General features: G+C 38.0%; 22 protein-coding genes. 15 read left to right on the top strand and 7 right to left on the bottom strand.

Translation table 11 applies throughout. The features are described 5' to 3' along the window. Positions 1 to 15 precede the first annotated feature (15 nt). From QUE72_RS16905 to QUE72_RS16895, 3 genes are read left to right on the top strand one after another with little or no spacing between them, the layout of a single operon-like run. A complete protein-coding gene (locus QUE72_RS16905; protein ID WP_286270297.1) occupies positions 16 to 2,721 on the top strand; it encodes a PAS domain-containing sensor histidine kinase in 2,706 nt (901 codons plus the stop codon). Next, the gene (locus QUE72_RS16900; protein ID WP_074496395.1) at positions 2,714 to 3,127 is read left to right on the top strand and encodes a response regulator; all 414 of its coding nucleotides are present in this window, start codon (positions 2,714 to 2,716) and stop codon (positions 3,125 to 3,127) included. The genes QUE72_RS16905 and QUE72_RS16900 overlap by 8 nt, the downstream gene beginning before the upstream one ends. After that, positions 3,127 to 4,014, top strand: coding sequence for a GGDEF domain-containing response regulator (locus QUE72_RS16895; protein WP_286270295.1), 888 nt, complete (start codon positions 3,127 to 3,129; stop codon positions 4,012 to 4,014). The genes QUE72_RS16900 and QUE72_RS16895 overlap by 1 nt, the downstream gene beginning before the upstream one ends. 158 nt (positions 4,015 to 4,172) lie before the next feature. Here QUE72_RS16895 and QUE72_RS16890 read toward each other — a convergent pair whose 3' ends face one another. Then, entirely contained in the window at positions 4,173 to 5,015 is an 843-nt protein-coding gene (locus QUE72_RS16890; protein ID WP_074496397.1) for a LysR family transcriptional regulator, read from the bottom strand. Between the two features lie 105 nt (positions 5,016 to 5,120). Here QUE72_RS16890 and rimK point away from each other — a divergent pair, with 105 nt between their 5' ends. From rimK to QUE72_RS16850, 8 genes are all read left to right on the top strand, one after another. Next, positions 5,121 to 6,026 (top strand): 30S ribosomal protein S6--L-glutamate ligase, encoded by a 906-nt coding sequence (rimK, locus tag QUE72_RS16885; RefSeq protein WP_074496398.1) that lies wholly within the window; start codon positions 5,121 to 5,123, stop codon positions 6,024 to 6,026. 33 nt (positions 6,027 to 6,059) lie between these two features. Beyond that, positions 6,060 to 7,097 (top strand): succinylglutamate desuccinylase/aspartoacylase family protein, encoded by a 1,038-nt coding sequence (locus QUE72_RS16880; protein ID WP_407704936.1) that lies wholly within the window; start codon positions 6,060 to 6,062, stop codon positions 7,095 to 7,097. Then, complete coding sequence (locus QUE72_RS16875) at positions 7,094 to 7,537, top strand: ATP-dependent zinc protease family protein (RefSeq protein ID WP_074496399.1); 444 nt, start codon at positions 7,094 to 7,096, stop codon at positions 7,535 to 7,537. Before QUE72_RS16880 ends, QUE72_RS16875 begins: the two co-directional genes overlap by 4 nt. After that, a complete protein-coding gene (locus tag QUE72_RS16870) occupies positions 7,537 to 8,397 on the top strand; it encodes a mechanosensitive ion channel family protein (protein WP_074496400.1) in 861 nt (286 codons plus the stop codon). Before QUE72_RS16875 ends, QUE72_RS16870 begins: the two co-directional genes overlap by 1 nt. Positions 8,398 to 8,560: 163 nt before the next feature. Next, the gene (locus QUE72_RS16865) at positions 8,561 to 8,734 is read left to right on the top strand and encodes a YqaE/Pmp3 family membrane protein (protein WP_074496401.1); all 174 of its coding nucleotides are present in this window, start codon (positions 8,561 to 8,563) and stop codon (positions 8,732 to 8,734) included. Positions 8,735 to 9,101: 367 nt separating this feature from the next. Next, the gene (gene ahpC, locus QUE72_RS16860) at positions 9,102 to 9,665 is read left to right on the top strand and encodes an alkyl hydroperoxide reductase subunit C (RefSeq protein ID WP_074496402.1); all 564 of its coding nucleotides are present in this window, start codon (positions 9,102 to 9,104) and stop codon (positions 9,663 to 9,665) included. A gap of 71 nt (positions 9,666 to 9,736) precedes the next feature. Next, a complete protein-coding gene (ahpF, locus tag QUE72_RS16855; protein WP_286270290.1) occupies positions 9,737 to 11,284 on the top strand; it encodes an alkyl hydroperoxide reductase subunit F in 1,548 nt (515 codons plus the stop codon). A 179-nt stretch (positions 11,285 to 11,463) separates the two neighbouring features. After that, positions 11,464 to 13,872, top strand: a complete 2,409-nt coding sequence (locus tag QUE72_RS16850) for a DUF748 domain-containing protein (protein WP_286270287.1) — start codon at positions 11,464 to 11,466, stop codon at positions 13,870 to 13,872. A gap of 1 nt (position 13,873) precedes the next feature. Here the strand turns inward: QUE72_RS16850 and QUE72_RS16845 are convergent, their stop codons facing one another. From QUE72_RS16845 to aroQ, 4 genes are all read right to left on the bottom strand, one after another. Beyond that, positions 13,874 to 14,032, bottom strand: a complete 159-nt coding sequence (locus tag QUE72_RS16845) for an oxidoreductase-like domain-containing protein (protein ID WP_074496405.1) — start codon at positions 14,030 to 14,032, stop codon at positions 13,874 to 13,876. Between the two features lie 125 nt (positions 14,033 to 14,157). After that, entirely contained in the window at positions 14,158 to 15,504 is a 1,347-nt protein-coding gene (gene accC, locus QUE72_RS16840; protein ID WP_074496406.1) for an acetyl-CoA carboxylase biotin carboxylase subunit, read from the bottom strand. Between the two features lie 25 nt (positions 15,505 to 15,529). After that, positions 15,530 to 15,988 carry an acetyl-CoA carboxylase biotin carboxyl carrier protein gene (accB, locus tag QUE72_RS16835; protein ID WP_074496407.1) on the bottom strand — a complete coding sequence of 153 codons (459 nt, stop codon included), beginning with the start codon at positions 15,986 to 15,988 and terminating at the stop codon, positions 15,530 to 15,532. Positions 15,989 to 16,031: 43 nt separating this feature from the next. Next, positions 16,032 to 16,490 (bottom strand): type II 3-dehydroquinate dehydratase, encoded by a 459-nt coding sequence (gene aroQ, locus QUE72_RS16830; protein WP_074496408.1) that lies wholly within the window; start codon positions 16,488 to 16,490, stop codon positions 16,032 to 16,034. 449 nt (positions 16,491 to 16,939) lie between these two features. Here aroQ and QUE72_RS16825 point away from each other — a divergent pair, with 449 nt between their 5' ends. The 4 genes from QUE72_RS16825 (at position 16,940) to ung (ending at position 21,644) form a co-directional block, all read left to right on the top strand. Next, positions 16,940 to 17,251, top strand: a complete 312-nt coding sequence (locus QUE72_RS16825; protein WP_139302545.1) for a hypothetical protein — start codon at positions 16,940 to 16,942, stop codon at positions 17,249 to 17,251. After that, a complete protein-coding gene (locus QUE72_RS16820; RefSeq protein WP_286270282.1) occupies positions 17,229 to 18,461 on the top strand; it encodes a hypothetical protein in 1,233 nt (410 codons plus the stop codon). The genes QUE72_RS16825 and QUE72_RS16820 overlap by 23 nt, the downstream gene beginning before the upstream one ends. Continuing rightward, complete coding sequence (locus tag QUE72_RS16815; protein WP_286270281.1) at positions 18,462 to 20,909, top strand: bifunctional diguanylate cyclase/phosphodiesterase; 2,448 nt, start codon at positions 18,462 to 18,464, stop codon at positions 20,907 to 20,909. A 75-nt stretch (positions 20,910 to 20,984) separates the two neighbouring features. Continuing rightward, positions 20,985 to 21,644, top strand: a complete 660-nt coding sequence (gene ung / locus QUE72_RS16810; RefSeq protein ID WP_074496523.1) for a uracil-DNA glycosylase — start codon at positions 20,985 to 20,987, stop codon at positions 21,642 to 21,644. A gap of 4 nt (positions 21,645 to 21,648) precedes the next feature. Here the strand turns inward: ung and QUE72_RS16805 are convergent, their stop codons facing one another. Together QUE72_RS16805 and cutA are read right to left on the bottom strand one after the other, a co-directional pair. Beyond that, entirely contained in the window at positions 21,649 to 23,454 is a 1,806-nt protein-coding gene (locus tag QUE72_RS16805; protein WP_407704982.1) for a protein-disulfide reductase DsbD, read from the bottom strand. Next, the gene (gene cutA, locus QUE72_RS16800) at positions 23,450 to 23,770 is read right to left on the bottom strand and encodes a divalent-cation tolerance protein CutA (protein ID WP_074496411.1); all 321 of its coding nucleotides are present in this window, start codon (positions 23,768 to 23,770) and stop codon (positions 23,450 to 23,452) included. Before cutA ends, QUE72_RS16805 begins: the two co-directional genes overlap by 5 nt. Positions 23,771 to 23,867 lie beyond the last annotated feature (97 nt).

Below are 23,867 nucleotides of genomic sequence, written 5' to 3'. Positions count from 1 at the left end.
ATTAGGATCTTACAAATGGAAATAAATACCCTCTCGTCATTTTTTCGCGGGGACTATATGCCACACGGACACTGCTATTTGTGGCAACCTCACATTCTTTGGACAAATGTTATATCAGACTTTCTTATCGCTTTTGCCTACTTCTCTTTACCTGTTGCAATTATGATTTTTTCAGCGAAACGAAAAGACATTGGCTTTCAAGGTGTGTTTTGGTTATTCAGCCTGTTTATTTTATGTTGTGGAATCACCCATATTTTTGGTATTTGGACTATTTGGCATGGTGTGTATGGTTATCATGGCCTTAGTAAAGCGATCACCGCGGTTGTTTCTGTTGCTACAGCGATTTATGTCTATAAGTTGATGCCCGCAGCCATTACTTTGCCGACGGTAGCGCAATTTGATGAAGTAAAAGAGCAGCTTAATGTTAACCGGGCAACGGTTGATGCATTAGAGTCTGAATTAGCGAATCAAAAATTAGTAAAATTTATTCTTAATAGCATCCCGGTAAGTACCTTAATGCTAGATAAAGACAATAATATCGTATTTTATAACCAAACCTTTACCGATGAATTTTCTCATTATATTACGCCTGAATTAACTGATTTTTCTCTTTTTGATATTGTAAAACTTGATCAGAATACAACAGAGAGTGTTCAGCAATACTTAGCCGATGAAACGCGTAAAGATAAAGAAAAGCTTATTGTTAATGGCAGAATATCGGCGATTAAAAATTTTCATGTACCTGTTGAATTGTCGCTTGATCGCGCAGAATATGAAGGACAGCTAGTAACACTTATTGCGGTTAAAAACATCACTGAATTTACCCAAGTAAAAAATGAGTTACTTGAATCTCATCAACGCCTATCAAGAGCAATATCAGCCACTGAAGATGGTATTTGGGAGTGGAATATAAAAAACAATCATGTCGAATATTCACCCAAATTTATGGAATTAATTGGTAAACCTGAGATACAAGAACCTAGTTTTGACGATTGGTTCTCGCATATCCATCCTGATTTTCAAGATAAGGTCAAGAATGCTCTCGATACTCATTTTAGCGATAAGGAACAATATGTTGTTGAGTATGTTGGCCGTGATAAATATCAACGTTATAGTTGGTTTGTTAGTATTGGCAACAGTCTTTTTGATCAAAATGGCCAACCTTTATTAATGTCTGGCTCTTTGAGAAATATCGACCCAACAAAAAAACTTGAAAAACTTTATCGAGAAAAAAAAGGTTTTTTAAATGCCATTTATAATGGCACGAGTCATGCGGTTTGGGTGGTGTCGGTCACCCCTGAACATGACTTCATGTTTGAAGAATTTAACAACACAGCATGCCAATGGACTGGTTTAACGCAATCAGAAATTACGGGATTCACGCTTACAAAGCTATCGGGTAATGTGTTAACAGAACAAGTCGCCAATAAAATAAGACAACGCTATGAACACTGTATATCGAGTAAACAACCTTTTGATTACCTAGAACACATCAGAAGAAACGGAGTTAGTGCTTGGTATAATGCAACACTATATCCCGTATTTGATCAGCATAAAAATGTCACGGCGGTTGTCGGGACAGCCATTGATGTTACCCTGCAAAAACAAAGTGAAATCGCGTTAGAAGAAAATCAAGCTTTTCTCGAAACGATTATAAATTCAACAGTTTGTGGGCTGTATCTGTTTGATATCCGCCAAAACGTGAATGTTAGAATAAATCAACGTTACACCGATATTCTAGGCTATAACATTGATGACATTAATGCTACAGCCGATTATATGCAATTATTTCATCCTGATGATGTTCTTCATGTAGAAACACATATCAATAATGTCATGAATGATGAAGAGCAAGCATTGGTACCATTAACCTACCGTTTTAAACATAAAGAAGGCCATTGGGTGTGGTGTTATTCGGTCGACTGCATTGTAAAACGTAATAAATCTGACCAACCTGAGCTAATGTTAGGTACTTTTGTCGATATTACAGAACAAACCACGCTATTACAGAAATTAAAAGAGTCAAACGAATATCTTGAACGGTTTGCTTTTGTTGCCTCGCATGACTTACAGGAGCCTTTACGGAAAATCACGGCATTTTCTAGTTTATTAAGCAAGCGGCTAGCACCTATTATTGCTAATGATCAAGACGCTGAATATGAATTCTCCCGCCTTATTAATGCTGCCGAGCGAATGAAAACAATGATTAAAGATATTTTAAAATTATCGAGAATTAATACCTCTGCCATAACTATTAAGCAGTGTCAGTTACAAGAAGTGGTTAATGTTGCCTGTGATAGGTTGCAATTTTTAATTGAGCAAAGTGGCGCTGAAGTTCATGTTTCGCCCGACAACGCTACAATGATGGCAGATCAAACGTTATTTGTTCAAGTACTACAGAATCTTATTGGTAATGCGATAAAATTTGCGAAAACTGACCAAGATCCTATCATTGATATACGCTTACGTGAAAGTGACCATGAAACGATTATAACCTTGAGTGATAACGGCATAGGTATTGATGAACCGTACTTAGAGTCTATTTTTGAACCGTTTAAAAAACTTCATGCTAATAGCGAATATGAAGGTAGTGGAATTGGACTTGCAATTTGCCAGCAAATTATCAATGTGCATGAAGGACAAATATATTGCCAAAGTGAGCAAGGCCAAGGCACAACATTTACCTTGTACCTACCTAAAAAAGGAGCTTTTTATGCGTAAATTAGTGCTCATTGAAGACGATGATGATGATATTTATTTTTTCAAACTTGCGTGTCAGCAAATGACATTAACTATTGAGCTTACTGTTTTACGTAATGGTTTAGAGTTTATTGACTATGTGCAAAACAACACCGTGCTAAACACTGTGTTTTTGTTAGATTTAAATATGCCTAAACTAAGCGGTTTTGAAGCGCTGAAAAAAATTAGTCACCACCCAGATTTTAACCAGATGGTTGTCATTATTTATACGACGTCTTCACATGATAAAGACATAAAATTCGCCTATGAATTAGGCGTTAAATCTTATTTGCTTAAACCAAATTCAATGTCTGGTATTCAAAAGTTATTAAACAACGTGACAGAATATTGGTTCGAGGTTAACGCTTTTTCAGAAAAGGCTAGCTAATGAATCGAATTGTTGTAGCCATACTTGAAGACTGTTCTGAAGATCAGTACCTAATAAAGCAAAAGCTTAGTGAAGTTGAAACGCAAACGTTCAATGTGCAATGTTTTAGCTCAATAGAGTCGCTGGCTAATTCTATTAATTTGTTAGAGCCAGATGTATTGATCACTGACCTCAATTTACCTGAAAGCCAAGGACTTGATACGTTAATTAAGATAAAGGCATTCGCTAAGAAAACTCCCATTATCGTCTTAACAGGTAGTGATGAAGATATAGCGATTAAAGCGATTCAATTAGGGGCGCAAGATTTTCTAAAAAAAGAGGAGCTTTCTAGCACATTAATCACTCGTACAATTTTATTTGCTCGCGAGCGTTTTTTATTTCAGTCAGCATTAGAAGAACAAGCAATACGAGATAAATTAACACAACTATACAACCGTGAAGCTTTTGAGGCACAAGTCGAAAAAAAATATGAAGAATATATTCGTTACCAAAGTAAATTCGCACTTGTTTTAATTGATTTAGATAATTTTAAACCAATTAATGATGAATTTGGCCATTTAGTAGGTGATCGCATTTTACAGTTATTAGCGGATAGACTACGTATGTTTAATCGAGTATCAGATACCGTTGCGCGTATTGGCGGTGATGAATTTGTTATTCTTGCCCCCCACATTAATAATCACCAAGATTTAGCATTGTTTATTGAAGCTAAAAAACAAAAGCTGTGTGGTGTTTATGCGTTAGCTTCGTCAACTGAGAAATTACTAGAGCTTAATATTACCATGAGTTTTGGTGGTGCTGTTATGGGGATCGACGGCGAGGATACACAAACCATATTCGAAAAAGCAGATGCTGCAATGTACGTAGCAAAACGCGAAAATAAATAAAAACATTAAATTTTATAGTCAAATAACTAAGGGTTGTTGGTCTTTCACGTTTAGTTCGAACAACATTTAATTTCGAAAGAGCAACAGATCTTAGTGTTTAATAGAAATATTTTATCAAACACTTGAAATATAATTATTAAACTTATTAAAGCGTGCCGTTAGGTACGCATGTAAGGAAAAAGTTGTAACGCATCTTGAATGAGTGCTTCTTTGTGACTTTTCGCCAAATAAATTGCGTAAATATCGCGACTAAACTCAGGTGATTGAGGTACAAGAAATAACTTGTTTTTACGTAAATGTTCAAAACACATTTGTTTTGGCAAATAAGCGCATCCCCCTGCTTCTAAAATGAAGTTCAAAGCGATCCTCGGTTGGCTCATGTTATGCCTAATTACGGCCATATCACCTAATTCACGTAAAAATTGCGCGTTGACGGATTCGCCATAATCTACCATCACCATATTATTTAACGTGTTCAACTGCGCGGTACTGTCTGTTGAAACCAATTGTAATGGTACGCTGCTGACTTTGTCTGTGACTAAATCTTCAACGTAAGGCGGCTCAAATAAAAACGCAATATCAACGAGGCGACTAATAACCTGTTTTCTAAGTTCCATTGGCGAGAACGTATGCGTGATCAGGTGTACATCATCTAAGTTTCGATGAATTTTCTGCAACCAGTCTTGTAACACAATATCCCAGATAGACATCATAGAACCAACGAACAATTGGGCTGAATTTGCTTGTGCAACGCCAACCTCTTGTTTTAGCTTTTGCCACATAATAATCATGTCGTTAGCATGCTTTATTAAACGATGGCCTTCTGCCGTTAGTGTTAAGCGCTTATGAGTTCGATCAAAAAGCATTACACCTAGTTCTTGTTCAAGCTGTTTTATGCGGGTACTCACCGCTGCTTGAGTGATGAATAAATTTTCAGCAGCCACGCGAAAATGCAAGGTTTGACTAACTTCTAAAAAAGTACTTAAAAGTGCGAGTTTCATACTATGCTTTAATAAGAAAAATTTATTAAACAGTTTATTTTATTTCGTTTTAATAATCATGTTTTTTCAATTATCTTGCCACCAAATAGATTGAGAGTGAAAAAAATGAAAATAGCTATCTTATCGAGAAATCAAAATTTATATTCAACCCGCCGTTTAAAAGAGGCATGTATAGCACGAGGACATGAAGTAGATATCGTCGATACCCTACATTGTTATATGGATATCACCAGTAGTCGGCCGACGGTGCGATATCATGGTGAAGAATTACCAAAATATGATGCGATAATTCCACGTATAGGTGCATCAGTAACTTTTTATGGTACTGCTGTTGCCAGACAATTCGAAATGATGGGCACCTTTAATGTGAATGAGTCGGTGGCCATTAGTCGATCTCGTGACAAGCTACGTTCCTTACAATTATTATCGCGTAAAGGCATTGGCTTACCACGAACAGGCTTTGCCAGTAAGGCCGATAACATCAAAGATTTAATTAAAAATGTAGGTGGCGCACCACTCGTGATCAAATTACTTGAAGGTACGCAAGGGATAGGCGTAGTGCTGGCAGATACTGCAAAAGCGGCTGAAAGTATTATTGAAGCGTTTATGGGGTTAAAGGCTAATATTTTGGTTCAAGAGTTTGTTAAAGAAGCTGGCGGTGCTGATATTCGATGTTTAGTCGTGGGGGGACGTGTAGTAGCTGCGATGAAACGTCAAGGTCTAGAGGGTGAATTTCGATCTAACTTACACCGCGGAGGTTCGGCAGAGGTGATCAAACTGAGTAAAGAAGAACGCTTAACTGCCTTAAATGCAGCCAAAGTGATGGGATTAAACTTTTGTGGCGTAGACCTGTTACGTTCTCATAATGGCCCAATGGTAATGGAAGTGAATTCATCTCCAGGGCTAGAAGGTATAGAAACGGCAACGGGCTTAGATGTTGCATCTAAAGTAATTGAATTTATTGAAAAAAGTGCAAAAACCACCAGCAATAGAATGCGTGGAAAAGGGTAAGTCCCTTTTTTATAACACCTTTGTAGGAGAGATGTGTTGAATGAACTAAAAATAGGCGAACATATTATTTTGCCCGGCGAAATAAAAAATATTGCCTTACCAGTAGCAAAATTATATACCGATATGGATGTTCATCTACCTGTCTATATTGTGCGGGGAAAGAAGCCAGGACCAACGATTTTTGTCAGTGCTGCAGTACATGGTGACGAATTGAATGGCGTAGAGATTATTCGCCGGTTGATTAATTTAAAAGGATTTAAAATTAGTGCAGGTACTTTTATCGCCGTTCCGATGGTAAATGTATATGGCATGGTAAATCAAAGTCGCTATATGCCTGATAGACGAGATTTAAACCGTTGCTTTCCTGGTTCAGCGAAAGGTTCATTAGCAGGTCGAGTAGCGAACATATTTTTAAAAGAAATTGTTAGTCATTGCGATTATGGTATTGATTTACATACTGGGGCTATTCATCGTTCTAATTTACCCCAGATCAGGGCGGATCTTGCTGATGAAGAAACGCTTGAGTTGGCTAAAATATTTGGTGTTCCGGTGATTTTGCATTCAAATATTATTGATGGTTCATTACGAGAAGCAGCGGTTGCTAATGACACTAAAGTCTTACTATATGAAGCGGGCGAAGCCTTGCGTTTTGATGAATTTTCAATTCGTGCGGGTATTAAAGGTATTGTGAATATATTGCGACACTTAAAAATGATGCCGAAACGTCGAACGGCAAAACGTAAAGAAAATCACTTTATTGCCAATCATAGTGGTTGGGTGAGAGGCAATGCTAGCGGCATTGTAACTCACCATTATTCGCTGGGTGATCAAGTGAAAAAAGGCGATGTACTTGCTGATATCGGTTCGCCATTTGGCAAAGTGTTAGGGCAGGTAATAGCAAATAAAGATGGTGTTATTATAGGAAAACAGAATATCCCATTAGTACAAGAAGGTGAAGCAATGTACCACATTGCGTTCTTTTCTGAGGATGATCAGCATGTTGTTGATCATATTGATACCATTGAAGAAGAGCTCATTGGTAATATTGATAATAGTGAAGCATTAATATGAATGAAAGAATCATTATAGGTCGATTAGAAACGGTAAACCTGCCAGATCTTGAGATAAACCAGCTCACGGTACGGGTTGATACTGGCGCACAAACATCTTCATTACATGTTGATAATATTCAACGAATAAAAATCGGTAATAAACCAGGAGTGGCGTTTGATATTCATCCTGAAATACATAACGTTCAAAAGGTGGTTCGGCGTAAAGCCTTAGTGCATGATGTGCGTAAAATAAAATCATCCAATGGTATTAGTGAACAACGTTATGTGATTAAAACGGGTGCAAAACTCGGTGACTTTGAATGGGACATTGAAATAACACTTACAGATAGATCAGACATGACCTATCTGATGCTATTAGGCCGTGAAGCCTTAGGCTCGCATTTTTATGTTGATGCCGCTAATGTATTTGTTGCTTCCGATATAGGGGAAGAATGCTAATGTTAAGTGATGTACGTCGTTTATTAGACTATCCATTGTTCACCTTTAATGAAGAAACTGTCACGGTGATTGAGGTATTAGCTGTACCTCTTTGGATTATCGTAAGCTTGATTGCGGCAAAATTGGTGATTAGCAAGGTCGCCAATGTACTTAAAGCGAGGAATAAAGATCCAAACTTTATTCAGCTCATTGAGCGAGTGCTTTATGTGGTAGTACTCGTGGCTATTTTCTTTGCGACTTTAGCTGTTTTGAAAGTACCTATCACAGCTTTTGCTTTTTTATCGGGTGCTATTGCCATTGGCTTTGGTTTTGGTGCGCAAAATATCATAAATAACTTTATTAGTGGTTGGATCTTGATCGGAGAAAAACCGATTAGAATCGGAGACTTTCTTGAGCTTGAAGGTGTAAAAGGCGTGGTCGAAGAAATAAATACTCGCTCTACCCGAGTTCGGCGGGTAGATGGTGTACATATGTTGATCCCCAACAGTAAGCTGCTTGAAAACACGGTTATTAACTGGACATTGCGTGATAAATTGATACGTGGAACTGTCAGTGTCGGCGTACAATACGGCAGCAACTGTGATCAAGTTGCCCGTATTATGTTAGATGTCACGAATGAACAAGAGGAAGTATTGCAATCACCTAAGGCACAAGTATTTTTCCAAGAGTTTGGTGACAATGCGTTAGTGTTTGAAGTGTACTTTTGGATTAACTCTCAAGTTGAAGGGGGATTAAGACATGTTGCTAGTAATATTAGGTTTGCCTTAAATCGAGAATTTAATCAAGATGGTATTGTCGTGGCATTTCCACAACGTGATATTCATCTTGACGGCGCTATTGAAATTAGCCGAAAAAAATAAGACTTGTTAGTTCACAGGTAACGGCGAATCAAAATCATATTGCATAACCTTGTCAGTCGTTATCATCAACGTTAAGCTACAAAAAGCAATGCATTTTTGCGAAGAAAGCTATCAGATAATAAGTGCGTACAAATTTAATTGAACTTAATTATAAGGGTGTAGAATGGACAATAAACTCATACTGATAATTTTAGCTGTATTACTGCCACCTATTGGCGTGTTTTTGAAAAAAGGCGTAGGACAAGATTTATTAATTAATATTATTCTGTGTTTTATTTTCTGGGTGCCTGCTGTTATTCATGCTGTTTGGTTGGTTACAAAACAAGAGCATTATTAATGTAACGCGAGCCTAAATTTGCAATCAGTGATCAACAGGCCCTAGTCATTGATCACTGATTGCAAATGAATCGTTTATTCAAAGCTTTCTGACTAAAACTTTTTATCTCATCGTTAAACGATGTAAATCATTCATCTTTATTTAAATCCTCAATTAAATCCTTCCTTAAGTTGATTAAAGTGAGTACTCGCTTTCTCTTCATTTTTGAGTCGCTGGTATTTATTTACGGTTTACGGTGCTGACTTAACATTCAGAAAAACCGAACGTTAAAATCAAGTTATTCTAATTTCCTAATCAATTGGTGTTGTTTATCATTTCCTCATCGAAGCACTTTTGCTTCATCAACTTAAGAAAAGAGGAAATACTCATGGCGAAGATTGGTCAATCAATCCCAACATTTACGGCGACAGCGTTCCAAAATGGTGAATTTACTGAAATATCATCTGAGGGGGTTAAAGGTAAATGGTCGATATTTTTATTTTATCCAGCAGATTTTACGTTCGTTTGCCCTACAGAGTTAGAAGATATGGCAAATCAATATGAAGAATTACAGCAATTGGGCGTGGAAGTCTATGCCGTGTCAACCGATACACATTTCTCACATAAAGCGTGGCATGACTCAAGTGATGCTATTGGCAAAATTAACTTTCCAATGCTTGGCGATCAAACGGGCAAAATAACGCGCGGCTTTGATGTGATGATCGAAGAAGATCATATGGCACATCGAGGTACTTTTTTGGCCGATCCAGATGGCATTATTCAAGTAGCTGAAATTCATGCAGGAGGCATTGGTCGCTCTGCAAAAGATATGGTACGCAAAGTTAAGGCTGCTCAATACGTACGAGAAAATGACGGTGAAGTTTGTCCGGCAGCTTGGGAACAAGGTGAAGCAACCTTAACGCCTAGCTTAGATTTAGTCGGCAAGATTTAAGACTTTTTTACTTAGGTGGGCGGTCGTGCTCACCTTTCACCATCCCTATTGAATGATATAAAGGTAAAACAATGTTAACTAACGATATTTTAAATGCATTAAAAACTTACACCGCGACAATGGCAAATGATGTGACACTTGTTTTACAAACGGGTGAGCATGAAAAACGTAGTGCACTCAAAGACTTCTTAACTCAACTAGTATCAGTCAGTGATAAATTGCAGTTAGTAGAGCGTGATAACGCTTTACGTAGTCCTATTTCTTTCGAGCTTGAAGTTGATGGTGTTCGTAATGGTATAGAGTTCTCTGGAACACCCTCAGGTCATGAGTTTAATTCACTGGTGCTGGCGATATTACAATCATCAGGCACAGCATTAAAACTAGATAAGCATGTGCAAACATTGGTTAAAAATGTTGACCAGCCCTTACATTTTGAGGTGTTTATTAGTTTAAGCTGTCATAACTGCCCGGATGTAGTGCAAGCGTTAAATCAGTTCGCCTTACTTAATGAGAATATTAGTAGCGAGATGATTGATGGCGGTGAATTTCAACCGTTAATTGAAGAACGTGGCATACAAGGTGTACCAAGCGTTTATTTAAATGGTGAGTTATTTGCCAATGGTAAAGTGGATACGGCTCAGTTATTAGACAAGTTGTTGCAAAAATTTCCAACTATTTCACAAGTAACAGAAACTGAAGCACTTCCCTTACAAGATATTACCGTAATAGGCGGTGGTCCTGCTGGTGTGGCTTCTGCAATTTACGCAGCCCGAAAAGGCCTTAAAGTCACTATGGTTGCTGATCGCATTGGCGGGCAAGTAAAAGACACGGTAGGTATCGAAAATTTAATTTCCGTACCTCAAACGACAGGTACTGAATTAACCAAAAACCTTTATAGCCATCTAACCGAATACGATATTACGCTAAAAGAGCATGTTCGCGTTGATAAGATTGAAAAAGGAAAGACGAAATCTCTTACCTTATCTACTGGTGAGGTTATTAATACAAAAGCATTAATTATTGCGACTGGCGCAAAATGGCGGGAACTTGGTGTACCAGGTGAAAAAGAAAATGTCGGTAACGGTGTTGCTTATTGTCCGCATTGCGATGGGCCTTTCTTTAAGGGTAAAGACGTTGCTGTTGTTGGTGGTGGTAATTCAGGTATTGAAGCTGCGTTAGATTTAGCTGGTATGGTAAATCATGTGACTGTTTTTGAGTTTTTATCTGATTTTAAAGCTGATAAATTATTGGTTGATAAAGCAAAAGCAAGCGATAACATCACCTTGATCAATAATGCAGCAGCGAAAGAAGTTATTGCTGATAATGGTAAGGTTGTTGCCATTGATTATCTTGATAGAACAACAGATCAAGTGCATAGAAAACACCTAGCGGGCATTTTTGTTCAAATAGGCTTATTACCTAATAGCGAGTTTCTCAAAGGTATTGTGGAATTAACACCACACGGTGAAGTGATCATTGATGAAAAAGGTCAAACGTCGGAACCTGGTATATTTGCTTGTGGTGATGTAACAACTGTTCCTTATAAACAGATAGTGGTAGCAATGGGTGAAGGAGCCAAATCAGCACTTTCAGCGTTTGATCACTTAATACGTCAGTAAATTTTTACTGCAATAGCTTGTTAAGCCTACTTAGATAGTAGGCTTTTTTTATTTTAGGTGATGAATCACGTTGATATCACGGAACAAGGTAAGTAGCATAAGAACTGCTCTCATTTTGATTAATCTATCGTACAAATTTTAATTAAGTTTTTTACATTCACCTATTAACATTGAGATTTATGATTAAAAAATACAAAGTTATTATTGGTATCAGTACTGTATTTGCAATTCTTTTTGCCTATCTAACTTTAGGCACGGCGGGGCTCGTTACCTATTTTGTCAATAAAGGTTTACCAAACAGTGCGCTAATTGCTGACATCAAAAAGGTTCGTTTAAACCCTTTTACTTTATCGATCAATGTAGAGTCAGTGACATTAGCTCATCAATCTAAACAATTTTTAGTTATTGATGAACTTGCTGTTGATTTGCAATGGCGGCAATTAATTCAAGGTAACCTTGTGGTTGAACAAGGCACTTTAAACGGCGGTACATTAAGCGTTCAATGGTCAGAAAACGGTCTTACCTTTGCCGGTTGGGATCCTACCAAATCTGCAGATAGTGATACAGAAGCAAAAAGTGCTTCCGAATCAAATGTGATGTTAAACAATATGCGCATATTAGCTTTCAATATTGATTTGGCAGCGAATACTGTGCATCAGTGGCAAATAGCCGAGCTAACGCTGTCGAACACTTTATTAAATGCGAAAGGTGTTATTGGCGATGTATCGCTTCAAAGTATGTTAAACAACGAAGAACTTGCGTTGATCTCATCATTTAAGAAAACGACAGAAGCCGTTACGTTAGATATTGAAACAATGAAAGCAGGTGTCAACATTGATGCCTTAAACCAATGGTTACCTGAAACCTATAAAACCGCTAAAGGTAAGTTTAATACTGAACTGTCGGCAAAAATCACTCAAGAAGATGAACAATGGCACATTAACCTAGGTAAATCGTCGATAAAAGGTAGTGAGCTTAGTTTGCCTATTGAGGTTAATAAGCAGCCAACTATCCTAAAGGCAAATAAATTCCAGCTAACCCTTGATGACAGCTCAATAAAATGGGAAAGCCCGATACAGTCTCTTAAAGGTACGTTGTATTCTCAAGCTTCAATTGAACAGCTTTTATGGCGCCAGCCTGAATCCGATGATTTAATTTTTTCACTTGAGGCGCTTAATTTACAAGGCTCTGAAATTAAATTAGCCGATCCAGAAAATATTCAACTGACGTTTCAAAATTTATTGTTATCTGACGGTAAGGTTTCACAGAAGTCTAAGGTGCCAGAAACGTTATCAAAAAATATAGTTGAGTTAAAACCTTTGCTGACTTTCCATCAAATTGATTTTAGCAACGCGCAGATTGATCAATCACGAGTTACCTTTGAAGAGGTTGTGGCGAAAGTTGATAAAGTGACACTATATAAAACAAAAACTAATGCTATTGAAAATTTAGTGTTAACTAATCAAAAGAATGAAGACAACGAAAAATCCATAACAGCTGAGAAAGAAACTATTGTTCAAACTGAAGGTGATGACAATACCCCTGAAAATGATAAAGGCGCGATAGCGTTAACCATTAATAAGCTTGATATCTCTGGAGATTCTCAGGTGATATTGCATGATTTCACTGCATCAGAGCCTGTTATTCAAGATATTGTGCTGGAAACATTAGTGGTTCATGACATATCGTCGGAAAAAAATGCAAAGCCGGCACGTTTTGAGTTACTTGGGCATTTAGATAAACGCTCAATGGTAAAAATGGAAGGTGAAATAACGCCTTTTGAACCGGCGAAAACCCTGAAAATTAAAGGGGAAATGAAAACCGTTAACTTGACACAATTTTCACCTTATGTGGTAGATATTATTGGCCACAAAATAAAACAAGGCCAGCTGAACGCAATCATAAATCTCACTGTAGATAACAATGACATTTCTGGAAAGGTTGCAACAAATATTAAAGCCATTGCGCTATCACCGCATATTGGTCAAACACACAAAGTCACAAGTAACCATTTAGTGCCACTAAACGTAGCAATTGGTCAATTAACCGATTCAAAAGGTAATATAACGATTGATATACCACTGACCGGCCATTTTGATGATCCTAATTTTGGTTTATCAGGTTTTGTCTCTTTGATCACAACAAAGGCATTAAAGCGAGGAGCAAGAAATTATTTAATGCAAACATTTGTGCCTTATTCCAATATCATTTCTGTCGCTATGATGGCCGGAGATTCTTTATTTGCCATTAATGTTGATGACTTAAACTATTCAGCAAAACAAGTACCGCTAGCGGATAAACAACAAAAATTTGCTGATGATGTCGCTAAAATTTTAACCGATAAAGATCATATTCAAATGACCGTATGCCCAGTGATTGGCAAAGCGGATGTTCAAGGTGAACAACGCAAGGGTAATTTATCCCCGCAACAATTAGCAGAAGTGCGACAACTTGGGCAACAAAGGTTAGAAACGTTTATTGATTATCTTGTTGATGAAAAACAAGTCAGTCATGACAGAATAGTGTCGTGTTCCACTGAAATTGATCTTAATTCAGCACTAGGAAAATTAACCTTTTCGTTAGATTAAATTATCCGTTTTGTTGTTGTGCTTTTAACTCTACTTGTTGAATGCGCCAAGCCTTTAATGCAGCGTAGTAGTGATCCCATACGCAAGGGTTGCAGGCACTGTCACAACATTCGTAGTCTGCCGGTGGTTGTGGTTTTTCTAATAGTGTTGATTCAGTCATAACGGCTTATCAAAGTAAATGTGCTAATCAATGTGATGATGATACACCAACGAGAGAAACGCAGAAATAAAAAAGCCTCATAATTTACATGAGGCTTTGGGTACTCGTTTTATTTGATTGTAAAGCTATTCGCTTTCAGCAAGCTTTTTCTCAAGATAATGGATATTTGCGCCACCATTAACAAAGCCTTGATCATTCAAAATATCTTGGTGCAAAGCGATGTTAGTTTTTATGCCATCAACGACCAACTCACTTAGCGCATTACGCATACGAGCAATAGCAACGTCACGGTTATCACCCCACGTTATTAGCTTTCCGATCATCGAATCGTAATGAGGAGGAACCGAATAGTCAGCGTAAATGTGAGAATCCCAACGTACACCTAATCCACCTGGGGGATGAAAACGAGTAATTTTACCCGGCGAAGGAATAAACGTGCGTGGATCTTCAGCATTAATTCGGCACTCAATAGAGTGGCCAGCAATTTTTATATCTTCTTGTGTACAAGAAAGCGGTAAACCTGCAGCCACACGAAGCTGTTCTTTAATTAAGTCAACGCCAGTGATCATTTCTGTAACAGGGTGCTCTACTTGTATACGAGTATTCATTTCAATGAAGTAGAACTCTCCATTCTCATAAAGAAACTCAAAGGTGCCCGCGCCACGATAATTAATCTCAATACAAGCATTACAACAACGTTCACCAATTTTAGCGCGCATTTCTGGTGTAATACCTGGCGCAGGTGCTTCTTCCACTACTTTTTGGTGGCGGCGTTGCATCGAACAATCCCGTTCACCTAAATGAATTGCACCACCTTGACCGTCGGCAACAATTTGTATTTCAACATGGCGTGGATTTTCAAGGAATTTTTCCATGTAAACCATGTCATTTTTAAAGATGGTGCCAGCTTCTCTTTTCGTTAAACTAATAGAGTCAATTAGTTCATCTTCACTACGAACAACGCGCATACCTCGGCCACCACCACCGCCAGCAGCTTTAACAATTACCGGGTATCCAATGCGCTTTGCGTGGGCTTTGTTTAACTCATCATCATCTGTTAATGGGCCATCAGAACCAGGTACACAAGGTACTCCAGCTGCTTTCATGGCTTGTATCGCAGACACTTTATCGCCCATGATACGAATACTTTCTGCTTTTGGCCCTATGAAGGCAAAACCAGAGTTTTCAACTTGTTCTGCAAAATCAGCATTTTCAGCTAAGAAACCATATCCAGGATGTATCGCGACGGCATTCGTTACTTCAGCTGCAGTAATTATCGCAGGTATATTTAAATAACTGTCAGGTGCAGGCGCTTTACCAATACAAATAGTTTCATCAGCTAATAAAACATGTTTTAAGTTTTGATCTGCTGTTGAATGAACGGCTACGGTTTTTATCCCTAGCTCTTTACATGCGCGTAATATTCTTAGCGCAATTTCGCCTCGATTGGCGATAACAACTTTATCTAACATGGAATTACCCTTCTTTATGTTGGGCTTATTCAATGATGAATAGCGGTTGGTCGAATTCAATAGCGTCTTCGTTTTGCGCTAAAACTTCCTTAATAACACCGGACTTGTCTGCTTCTATTTGATTCATCATTTTCATTGCCTCAACGATACACAATGTATCACCAGCGTTAACATGTTGACCTACCTCAACGAATGCAGGAGCATCTGGCGATGCTGAAGAATAAAAAGTGCCTACCATAGGAGAACGAACAACGTGACCTGTTAATGCTGCTGGAGCAGATTCGGCATTTGCCGCCGGTGCTGCTGGGGCAGGAGGTGCCGATGCTGGAGCAGGTGCAGGCGCGGCTTGCATCATAGGTGCAGATTGCACATAAGTATTGCCTTTATTGATGCGAATTGATTCTTCCCCTTCAGAAATTTCAATTTCATTAATACCTGACTCTTCAACAAGTTCGATTAATTTTTTAATTTTACGAATATCCATGAAAATACCTTACTTAAATGAGTGTAAATGTTGTCAGTAGTCACTACTGACGATTGTTGTCTTGTAAATATTGATGTGCTGCCGATAATGCGAATTGATATCCCTGCGGTCCTAAGCCACAAATAACGCCAATAGCTTTATCACTAAAATAAGAATGATGGCGAAAAGGTTCGCGAGCGTGCACATTAGATAGATGTACTTCTATAAAAGGAATATCAACAGCGGCTAATGCATCACGAATAGCGACACTGGTATGCGTAAACGCGGCAGGGTTAATAAGTATAAAGTCTATTTTGTTATGTGCCTGATGTATGGCATTGATCAACTCATGCTCTGCATTTGACTGCACGTGGCTAAATTCAATATTAAATTTTTCTGCAGATATTGTTATTTCGTCTATTAGTTGTGCTAACGAAAGCGAGCCGTAAATTTCGGGTTCGCGTTTTCCTAACATATTTAGGTTAGGGCCATTTAACAATAAAACTTGGTATTTTGTAGTCATCTGCATCGAAAATGTCGCTAATATTAGTTTAAGCCCTATATTTACATAAAATTAATCATTATGAAATGGCTTGCTATAAAAAACTAAACTTTTACTTGGTTTGCCGATTATTATAGTGTTTTCGGCGACAATCGCAGCAAAATACTGGTCTAATCTCTTTTGGTTGATAATTAACCGCATTTTTTTTCTGGTGATTTGAGATAATTACGCTAAAATTATTAAAATAGTTAAACATTTAAGTTGTTGAAATGTAGGAAGGTAATGGTCAAAATTACTGACCGCTATATATAATTTCCGCCATTTTGAATATAAGTGGATTCTCTAATAAGGATATTGTTATCAGTCGATATATCTCATTAAGCCTTTTCTGTATTCTGCTTTATTTTAGTTCCCCTGTTTTTGGGGTAGAAATAATTGCGCATAAAGCCGTTGCTCAGAAGTCTTTAACTGTGGCACAACTACGTCGAATTTATACCATGCGCCAAGTAAGGTGGTCTGATAATTCACCAATTAAGATCTTTGTCCTGCCGAGCAATCATCCATTACATCAAAAATTTGCACAAGAAAAACTCAGTATCTTGCCATATAAGCTAGACCGAATTTGGAATAAACTCACCTTTTCTGGATTGGGGGTTGCACCAACGATTGTTGAAACGCCTGAATTATTAATCAAAGCGGTGAGTGCTACCCCTGGTGCCTTAGGGTACGTGGAAAACGTAACAAAGGAAGATATCGTCAATGTTATTGAAATTTCCCTGTAATACATTTATCCGTTCAGTGACTGATAGCGTTCGTAAAGGAGCTTTTGTTGTATGTCTGCTGGCTACAAGTAATCTTGCCGTTGGTAATGAAGAGCAAGATATACAATTACACGGCTTCGTGGCTCAAGGCTTGATTGATGTTGACGGCAGCAACTATGTAAATAATGATGAAAAACCGTCTGCTGAATTAACAGAGTTAGGTTTTAATGCCTCGTATCAATATTCTGATAATTTACGTTTTTCTGGGCAAGCGGTTTACCTAAATGGAGGGAATCGTTATGTCGAAGGCTTTCATATTGATTATTTATTAATGGACTGGTCAGCATTCACCAATGATAAATGGCAGGTGAATTTATATTTAGGGCGTATTAAAAACTACCATTGGTTGTATTCTAGCACGAGAGACGTACCAATGACTAGGCCAAGTATTATTTTACCGCAATCAGTATATTTTGATGCCACACGTAATATGTCTGTGGGTGGAGACGGCGGCGCACTTACGGCTAAATACTTTAGCGATGACTTAGGTGACTTTGATTTTCGTATCAGTTCGAGTTATTCAAATATTTCAGATGAACAAGCGAAAATTATTCTAGGACCAATGTCAAATGGCGATCTAGCGCATAAGGCTGATTTCCAATCCAGCGTCTATTGGGCACCATTGGGTACTAATTGGCGACTTGGCTTAGCCATGACAGATGCGACTTTTCAGTATGAGAAAGAACGAGAAAGTGCATTTACCGATGGTGATCTGGCTTTGACGAGACACTATCTTAACGGCGAATACCAAGGAGATAATTGGACATTTAGTTTCGAGTTGCTACAAGAAAAAATGAAGCTTGAAGGCTTTATGTCAGACACATTTATTCAAGAAAAAACAGGCCAAGGTGGTTTTGCTCAGTTGGAATATATTTATGGTACGAATGTGAAACTACTAGGTCGCTTGGAACATTATTATGCCGATAAAGACGATAAAACGGGCACACACTTAGCTGAAACTACCAATGGATTTGTCCCTAAGCACTTTGGCTACCAGCATGAGGCTGTTATTGGTGCTACCATTGATATTACCACTAATGTTCAAATACAACTTGAGCACCATTGGGTAAAAGGTACTGCGAGGTTAACCCCCGTAGTGCTGCCAAACCCTTTGGTTAATAATCATGAATATTGGCAAATTTCTGCAATACAAATTGTGTACTGGTTCTAAATGATGAATAAAATTTTTATTAGTGTGCCAACTAAGTTATTGCTATTGGTCATTAGCGCACTTTTGTTAATGAGTATTGGTATTTCGATGATGTCGCTTTCTCGTTTACAACAAGAATTTAAAGACTTTCAAGATGAGAAAATAGCACAAGGCCAAAATCAGTTTGCGATGCAAACCAGTACTGACAAAGAAAAGTTAAGCTTGTGGATCGAATCATTTTCTGATGTTCTACAGCTAGCAACTAAAGATAATTACTCATTATCACAAGCCTTTGAACGGCAGTATGATGCATTACAAATGAATCAAAATGTTGAAAATATTTGGTTGTTCAATGAAAGTAATCAGTTACTTTATACAACTGCTGATGCTCACCCTAAAGTAAGTTTAGCGGCAAAAAAAGTGATCAAACACAAAGAACCTGACTATCAACTTTTTTGCGATGTAGCATGCGAGCAATTAGTTGTCGTGCCGTTACTTGGTGCTGATGGAAGTTTCCACGTTGTTGCGATGACTATGTCTTTACTTGATGTCATTTATTCTATTAACCAAGTACTACAAAGTGAAATATCTGTCGTCAGTTTTGACCATAACCAAAAAACGTCATCTACTAATCCGCGGTTCCTTTCTACTTCTAATGCCAAGCTGATGAATGACCTTTTTGAAAAATTAGAGAGTAATATCTCCGCTCAAGATATTAGGGAGTCGGGACTAGAAATGACCTTAGGAGATCAAAGTTATTTGGTGAACTTAATGAAGTTGGCAAACACAGAAGATAAACAATTTTACATTGCCTTAGTTGATAATGTCAGTTCAATTAAACAAGAATACAGGCAACAAGTGTTACAGTTTTTATTCTCTGCAGTATTGATATTCATTACGCTAGCCGTTTTGGTTTATTTGGTTGCTAGCCCGTTTACCAACCGTATTTTAACCTTATCAAGTGCTTTACCGTTATTAGCAAGAAAAGAATTTGAGCAATTTCGGCAAATTCGCTTAAAACGCCGCCGATTATTAGCTGATGAACTCGATATTGTAGCCGATTCTGCCACCGAGTTAAGTTATGAGTTAGAGCAGTTAAACATTGAGGTGGAGCAGAAAACCAAAGAGCTTGAAAATATTGCCATGTATGACCTGTTAACGGGCTTACCTAATCGTAATATGCTGAATTACCAGTTGCGTAAAGCGGTAGCCAATATTGGCCGAGTAGGCAAAGGTATTGCGGTATTGTTTCTTGATTTAGATGACTTTAAAAAGGTAAATGACAGCCATGGTCATGGTGAAGGCGACAAGTTGCTCATTGAAGCTGCTAATCGCGTGAGAGTGAGTGTTCGTCATGTTGACTTAGCCTGTAGGTTTGGTGGTGATGAGTTTGTTGTCGTATTAGGGCATTTAAATTCAGTGGAGGATGCGATACCTATTGCGGATAAAATTTTACAACGATTTAAAGCGCCAATTCGTATTGATTCTAGTATATTTTATGTATCCACTAGTATCGGTATTGCATACAGTGAAGATGAAATAACCAAGCCTGAGTTATTAGTCAGCCAAGCCGATATTGCTATGTATGAAGCCAAAGATCATGGCGGTGCTCAATATCATATTTATCATGCTGATATGTATCAGCGTGTTGCGCACCGTGTAATGATGGAAACGGAAGTGCGTCAAGCCTTAGCAAAAGGACAGTTCAGCTTGAGTTTGCAACCTCAATTGTTGACAAAAACAAAACAGTTGTACGGATTTGAAGCATTGTTACGTTGGAAACACCCTGAAAAAGGGATGATATCTCCCGATGACTTTATTCCAATATTAGAAAACTCTGAACATATGGTAGAACTTGGTTATTGGGTCATTCGCAGATGTTTCGAGTTGTTAAAAAAACTGGATGCATTGGGCTTACATGACGTAAAAATGGCAATAAATTTATCGGCGGGACAATTTATTGATAACAACCTTCCTCATTATTTACATCATTTATTGGATGAGTTTAATGTCGGAGCTGATCGCTTTGAATTAGAGTTGACAGAGCAAACCCTAGTCAAAGATATTGATCGTGCGATAGATACCATGAACTTACTAAAGGAAAATGGTTTTAGTTTTGCCATTGACGATTTTGGTACAGGCTACTCTTCCTTGGCATATATTAAGAAAATGCCAATTGACGTGATTAAAATTGATAAAAGTTTTATTTTTGGCATGTTAGAAAATCATGCTGATTATCAGATCATTATGTCGACAATCGCTATGGTTAAAAACTTAGGGCTAACGGTTATAGCAGAGGGGGTTGAAAGTAGTGCGCAGCTGAGAAGCTTAACCGAAAGTGACTGCGATATTATCCAAGGGTATTATTTTTCCAAGCCGATCCCAGAAGTTGACATTCTTGGCTTTGTTGAAACACATTTTGTTAACGGTTATTGGAAAACTCAACCAACAATATCTACTACTTCTTGAGCTCTTCTTGCAGCTAAGTCGTGAGAGTAAAGTATCGCATAATATAACGAAACAGCTTAGGGTTGATTAATGAATGTGAATAGTTGGTCTGTGTTGCTAGCAGACGAAAAACAAAATGAATATTTCCAACAAACGTTATCGTACGTAAACCAACGTCGAGCGCAAGGAATTAATGTTTACCCTTCTGAACAAGAAGTTTTTGCAGCGTTTGATTCGCCCTCGTTTGAACAGATAAAAGTGGTCATTCTAGGGCAAGATCCTTATCACGGTGCAGGCCAAGCACATGGTTTGTGTTTTTCGGTCAAGCCAGGTGTTAAACCACCGCCATCGTTAGTGAATATCTATAAAGAATTGCAAACTGATATCTCTGACTTTCAACTTCCTCAACACGGTAATTTACAAGCTTGGGCTGAGCAAGGCGTATTTTTGTTAAATACTGTGCTTACTGTAGAAGAAGGGCAAGCACACTCTCATAAAAAACTAGGATGGGAACAGTTTACTGATCGCGTCATTGAACTGTTAAGTAAGCATGGTGAAGGTATTGTTTTTTTGCTGTGGGGGGCTCACGCACAAAAGAAGGGTAAAAACATCGATGCAACAAAACACGTTATTTTAACCGCACCTCACCCGTCGCCATTGTCTGCACATCGTGGCTTTTTCGGTTGCCAGCACTTTTCCAAAACCAATAAATATTTACAGCAGTTAGGAAAAGCGCCGATTAATTGGCAAGTCTAATTGTCTAAAAAGTGTCTTCAATATGCTTAGCAAATTCATCCGCTGCCATAAAGCCCGTAACCCGACGATGGCTTATCTCTTGACCTTCTAAGTTAAAAAATAAGATAGAGGGTAAGCCAAACACATCATAATGCTTCATCAATGCAATACTTGCAGCAGAGCCAGTATCAGTAAGGTCTATTTGCACTAAGTGAGTATTCGCTAATGCTTTTTGTACCACAGGTACTGGAAAGGTTTTATGTTCAAACTCTTTACAGGCGACACACCAATCAGCGTATAAATCGACCATAACCGTTTCGCCATTAGCATTTGCTTCGTTCACAACCGCTTCAAGCTCAGCTAAATTATTGACGTAAGTAAAGGCTTTTGTTTCGGCGTGTTGTGTGGGTAGCACTTGGTAGTACTGTGCTAAGTGGTAGCTAAAAAATAACGTTATCGCGACGATTACACCACTATTGAAAAACTTTTTTATAGTGGTTCGGTTTTTTAACGTTAACTTTAAGAAGTAAGCACTCGCTGACAATAGAATAATTATAGATAGTGAAAATGCTATGCTACTTGGTAATATTCTTTCGAGTAAAAATACAGGTACCGTTAATAATAAAAAGCCAAATACAACTTTTATTGTTTCCATCCAAGGTCCTGCTTTAGGAAGTAGCTTGCCACCAGAACTACCCAGAATAAGTAGTGGTATTCCCATGCCTAAACTCAATGCATAAAGTGCAGCAGCCCCTAAGGCAACATCCCCTGATTGAGAAATATACAATAGAGCACCGGTTAAAGGTGCGGTGGTGCAAGGTGAAGCGACTAAACCTGATATTGCACCCATACTAAAAACGCCACCATAAGAACCCGATTTTTGGCTATTACTTAAATTGTTTAATTTTTGCTGCCAACTGGTCGGTAGGCTTAAATTGAAAACACCAAACATTGAAAACGCTAGGAAAATAAACAACACGCTTAATGTAATCAGTACTGCAGGGTGTTGAAACATCGCTTGAAATTTGGCACCTGCTAACGCAACAACTATACCTAATAAGGTATAGGTTACTGCCATCCCCTGTACATAGGTAAAAGACAATGTAAAGGCTCGGTTAGTCGTTAATGTTTGTTTTTGTCCAACAATAATCCCCGTTAAAATTGGGTACATAGGAAATACGCATGGAGTAAAAGATAACAATAAACCACCAAGGAAAAAGGCTGCAAGGGTCCACCAAAGGCTTTCATTTTTAAGTAATTCCACTAATTGATGTTGTTCGCTACTTGGGCTAGCTGACACCTTAGTATTAACTGAAGCGCTATCTCCCGTATCTTGTGACATAGCCGCAAAAATATCAGCGGAACTGGCACTTGAGGAAATTAAATCAATGGTTTTAATTTCAGGCGGGTAACAGAGTCCTTTTTTGGCACACCCTTGAAAACGGATCACCAATTGTGCATTGTCATCAATATTTTCTAAAACAAGGGTAATTGATAGCGGCTTTTCGTAAATTTCTTGGATACCAAAAAATTCATCCTCGTGTTGAACCCCTTGAGGTAGTTCAACTTCATTTACTGTGACGTTTTTACCGTCAAAAGAAAACTGTTTTTTATATAGATAATAACCGTCAACAATATCGAAAGTAATTTCTACCGTTTGTTGTTTTTGTTCAAAATTAAAATTGAAGGCAAGATCGGGTGATAAGAACTCCTTTTCATTGTTAAACAGTGAACTAGCGCTACTATCAAAAATAGAGTCTTGAGGGCTTGCAGAAACCAGAGAAACAGTTGTAACGCAAAGTAGTAAAAGTAAGGAGAGAATATGTTTAATCATGAGTATGTATTGATTCATCTAGCCAAGTTAAATAATCCTGATTCCCTTTGCTAATATCCAAAGCGATAATTTCAGGTACGTCATATGGGTGGAGCTGGGTAATTGTATCAGCTAATTGTTTAAATATTGCAGCTTTTGATTTGATGATTAGTTGCACTTCAACGTTTTTTTCAATATTACCTTGCCATAAATAGACAGAAGAAACGTTTGAAATAATATTCACGCAAGCTGCTATGCTTTGTTTTACGAGTGCTTCAGCAATTTCATTCGCCACCTCATTAGAAGGGCAGGTACATAACACGATTTGATACATAATATTGAGGCCATCTGTTAGTGCTTGCCCTAATCTAAAGTAATATTGAGAGTCTGTAAAACGTCACTGGTTGAAAAAGACCTGATAAGCCTCATAT

The sequence above is a fragment of the Thalassotalea hakodatensis genome (genome assembly GCF_030295995.1).
GTDB classification, from domain to species: domain Bacteria; phylum Pseudomonadota; class Gammaproteobacteria; order Enterobacterales; family Alteromonadaceae; genus Thalassotalea_C; species Thalassotalea_C hakodatensis.
The sequence above is the reverse complement of the archived record's forward strand: the minus strand, read 5'-3'. Positions and strand labels throughout refer to the sequence as shown.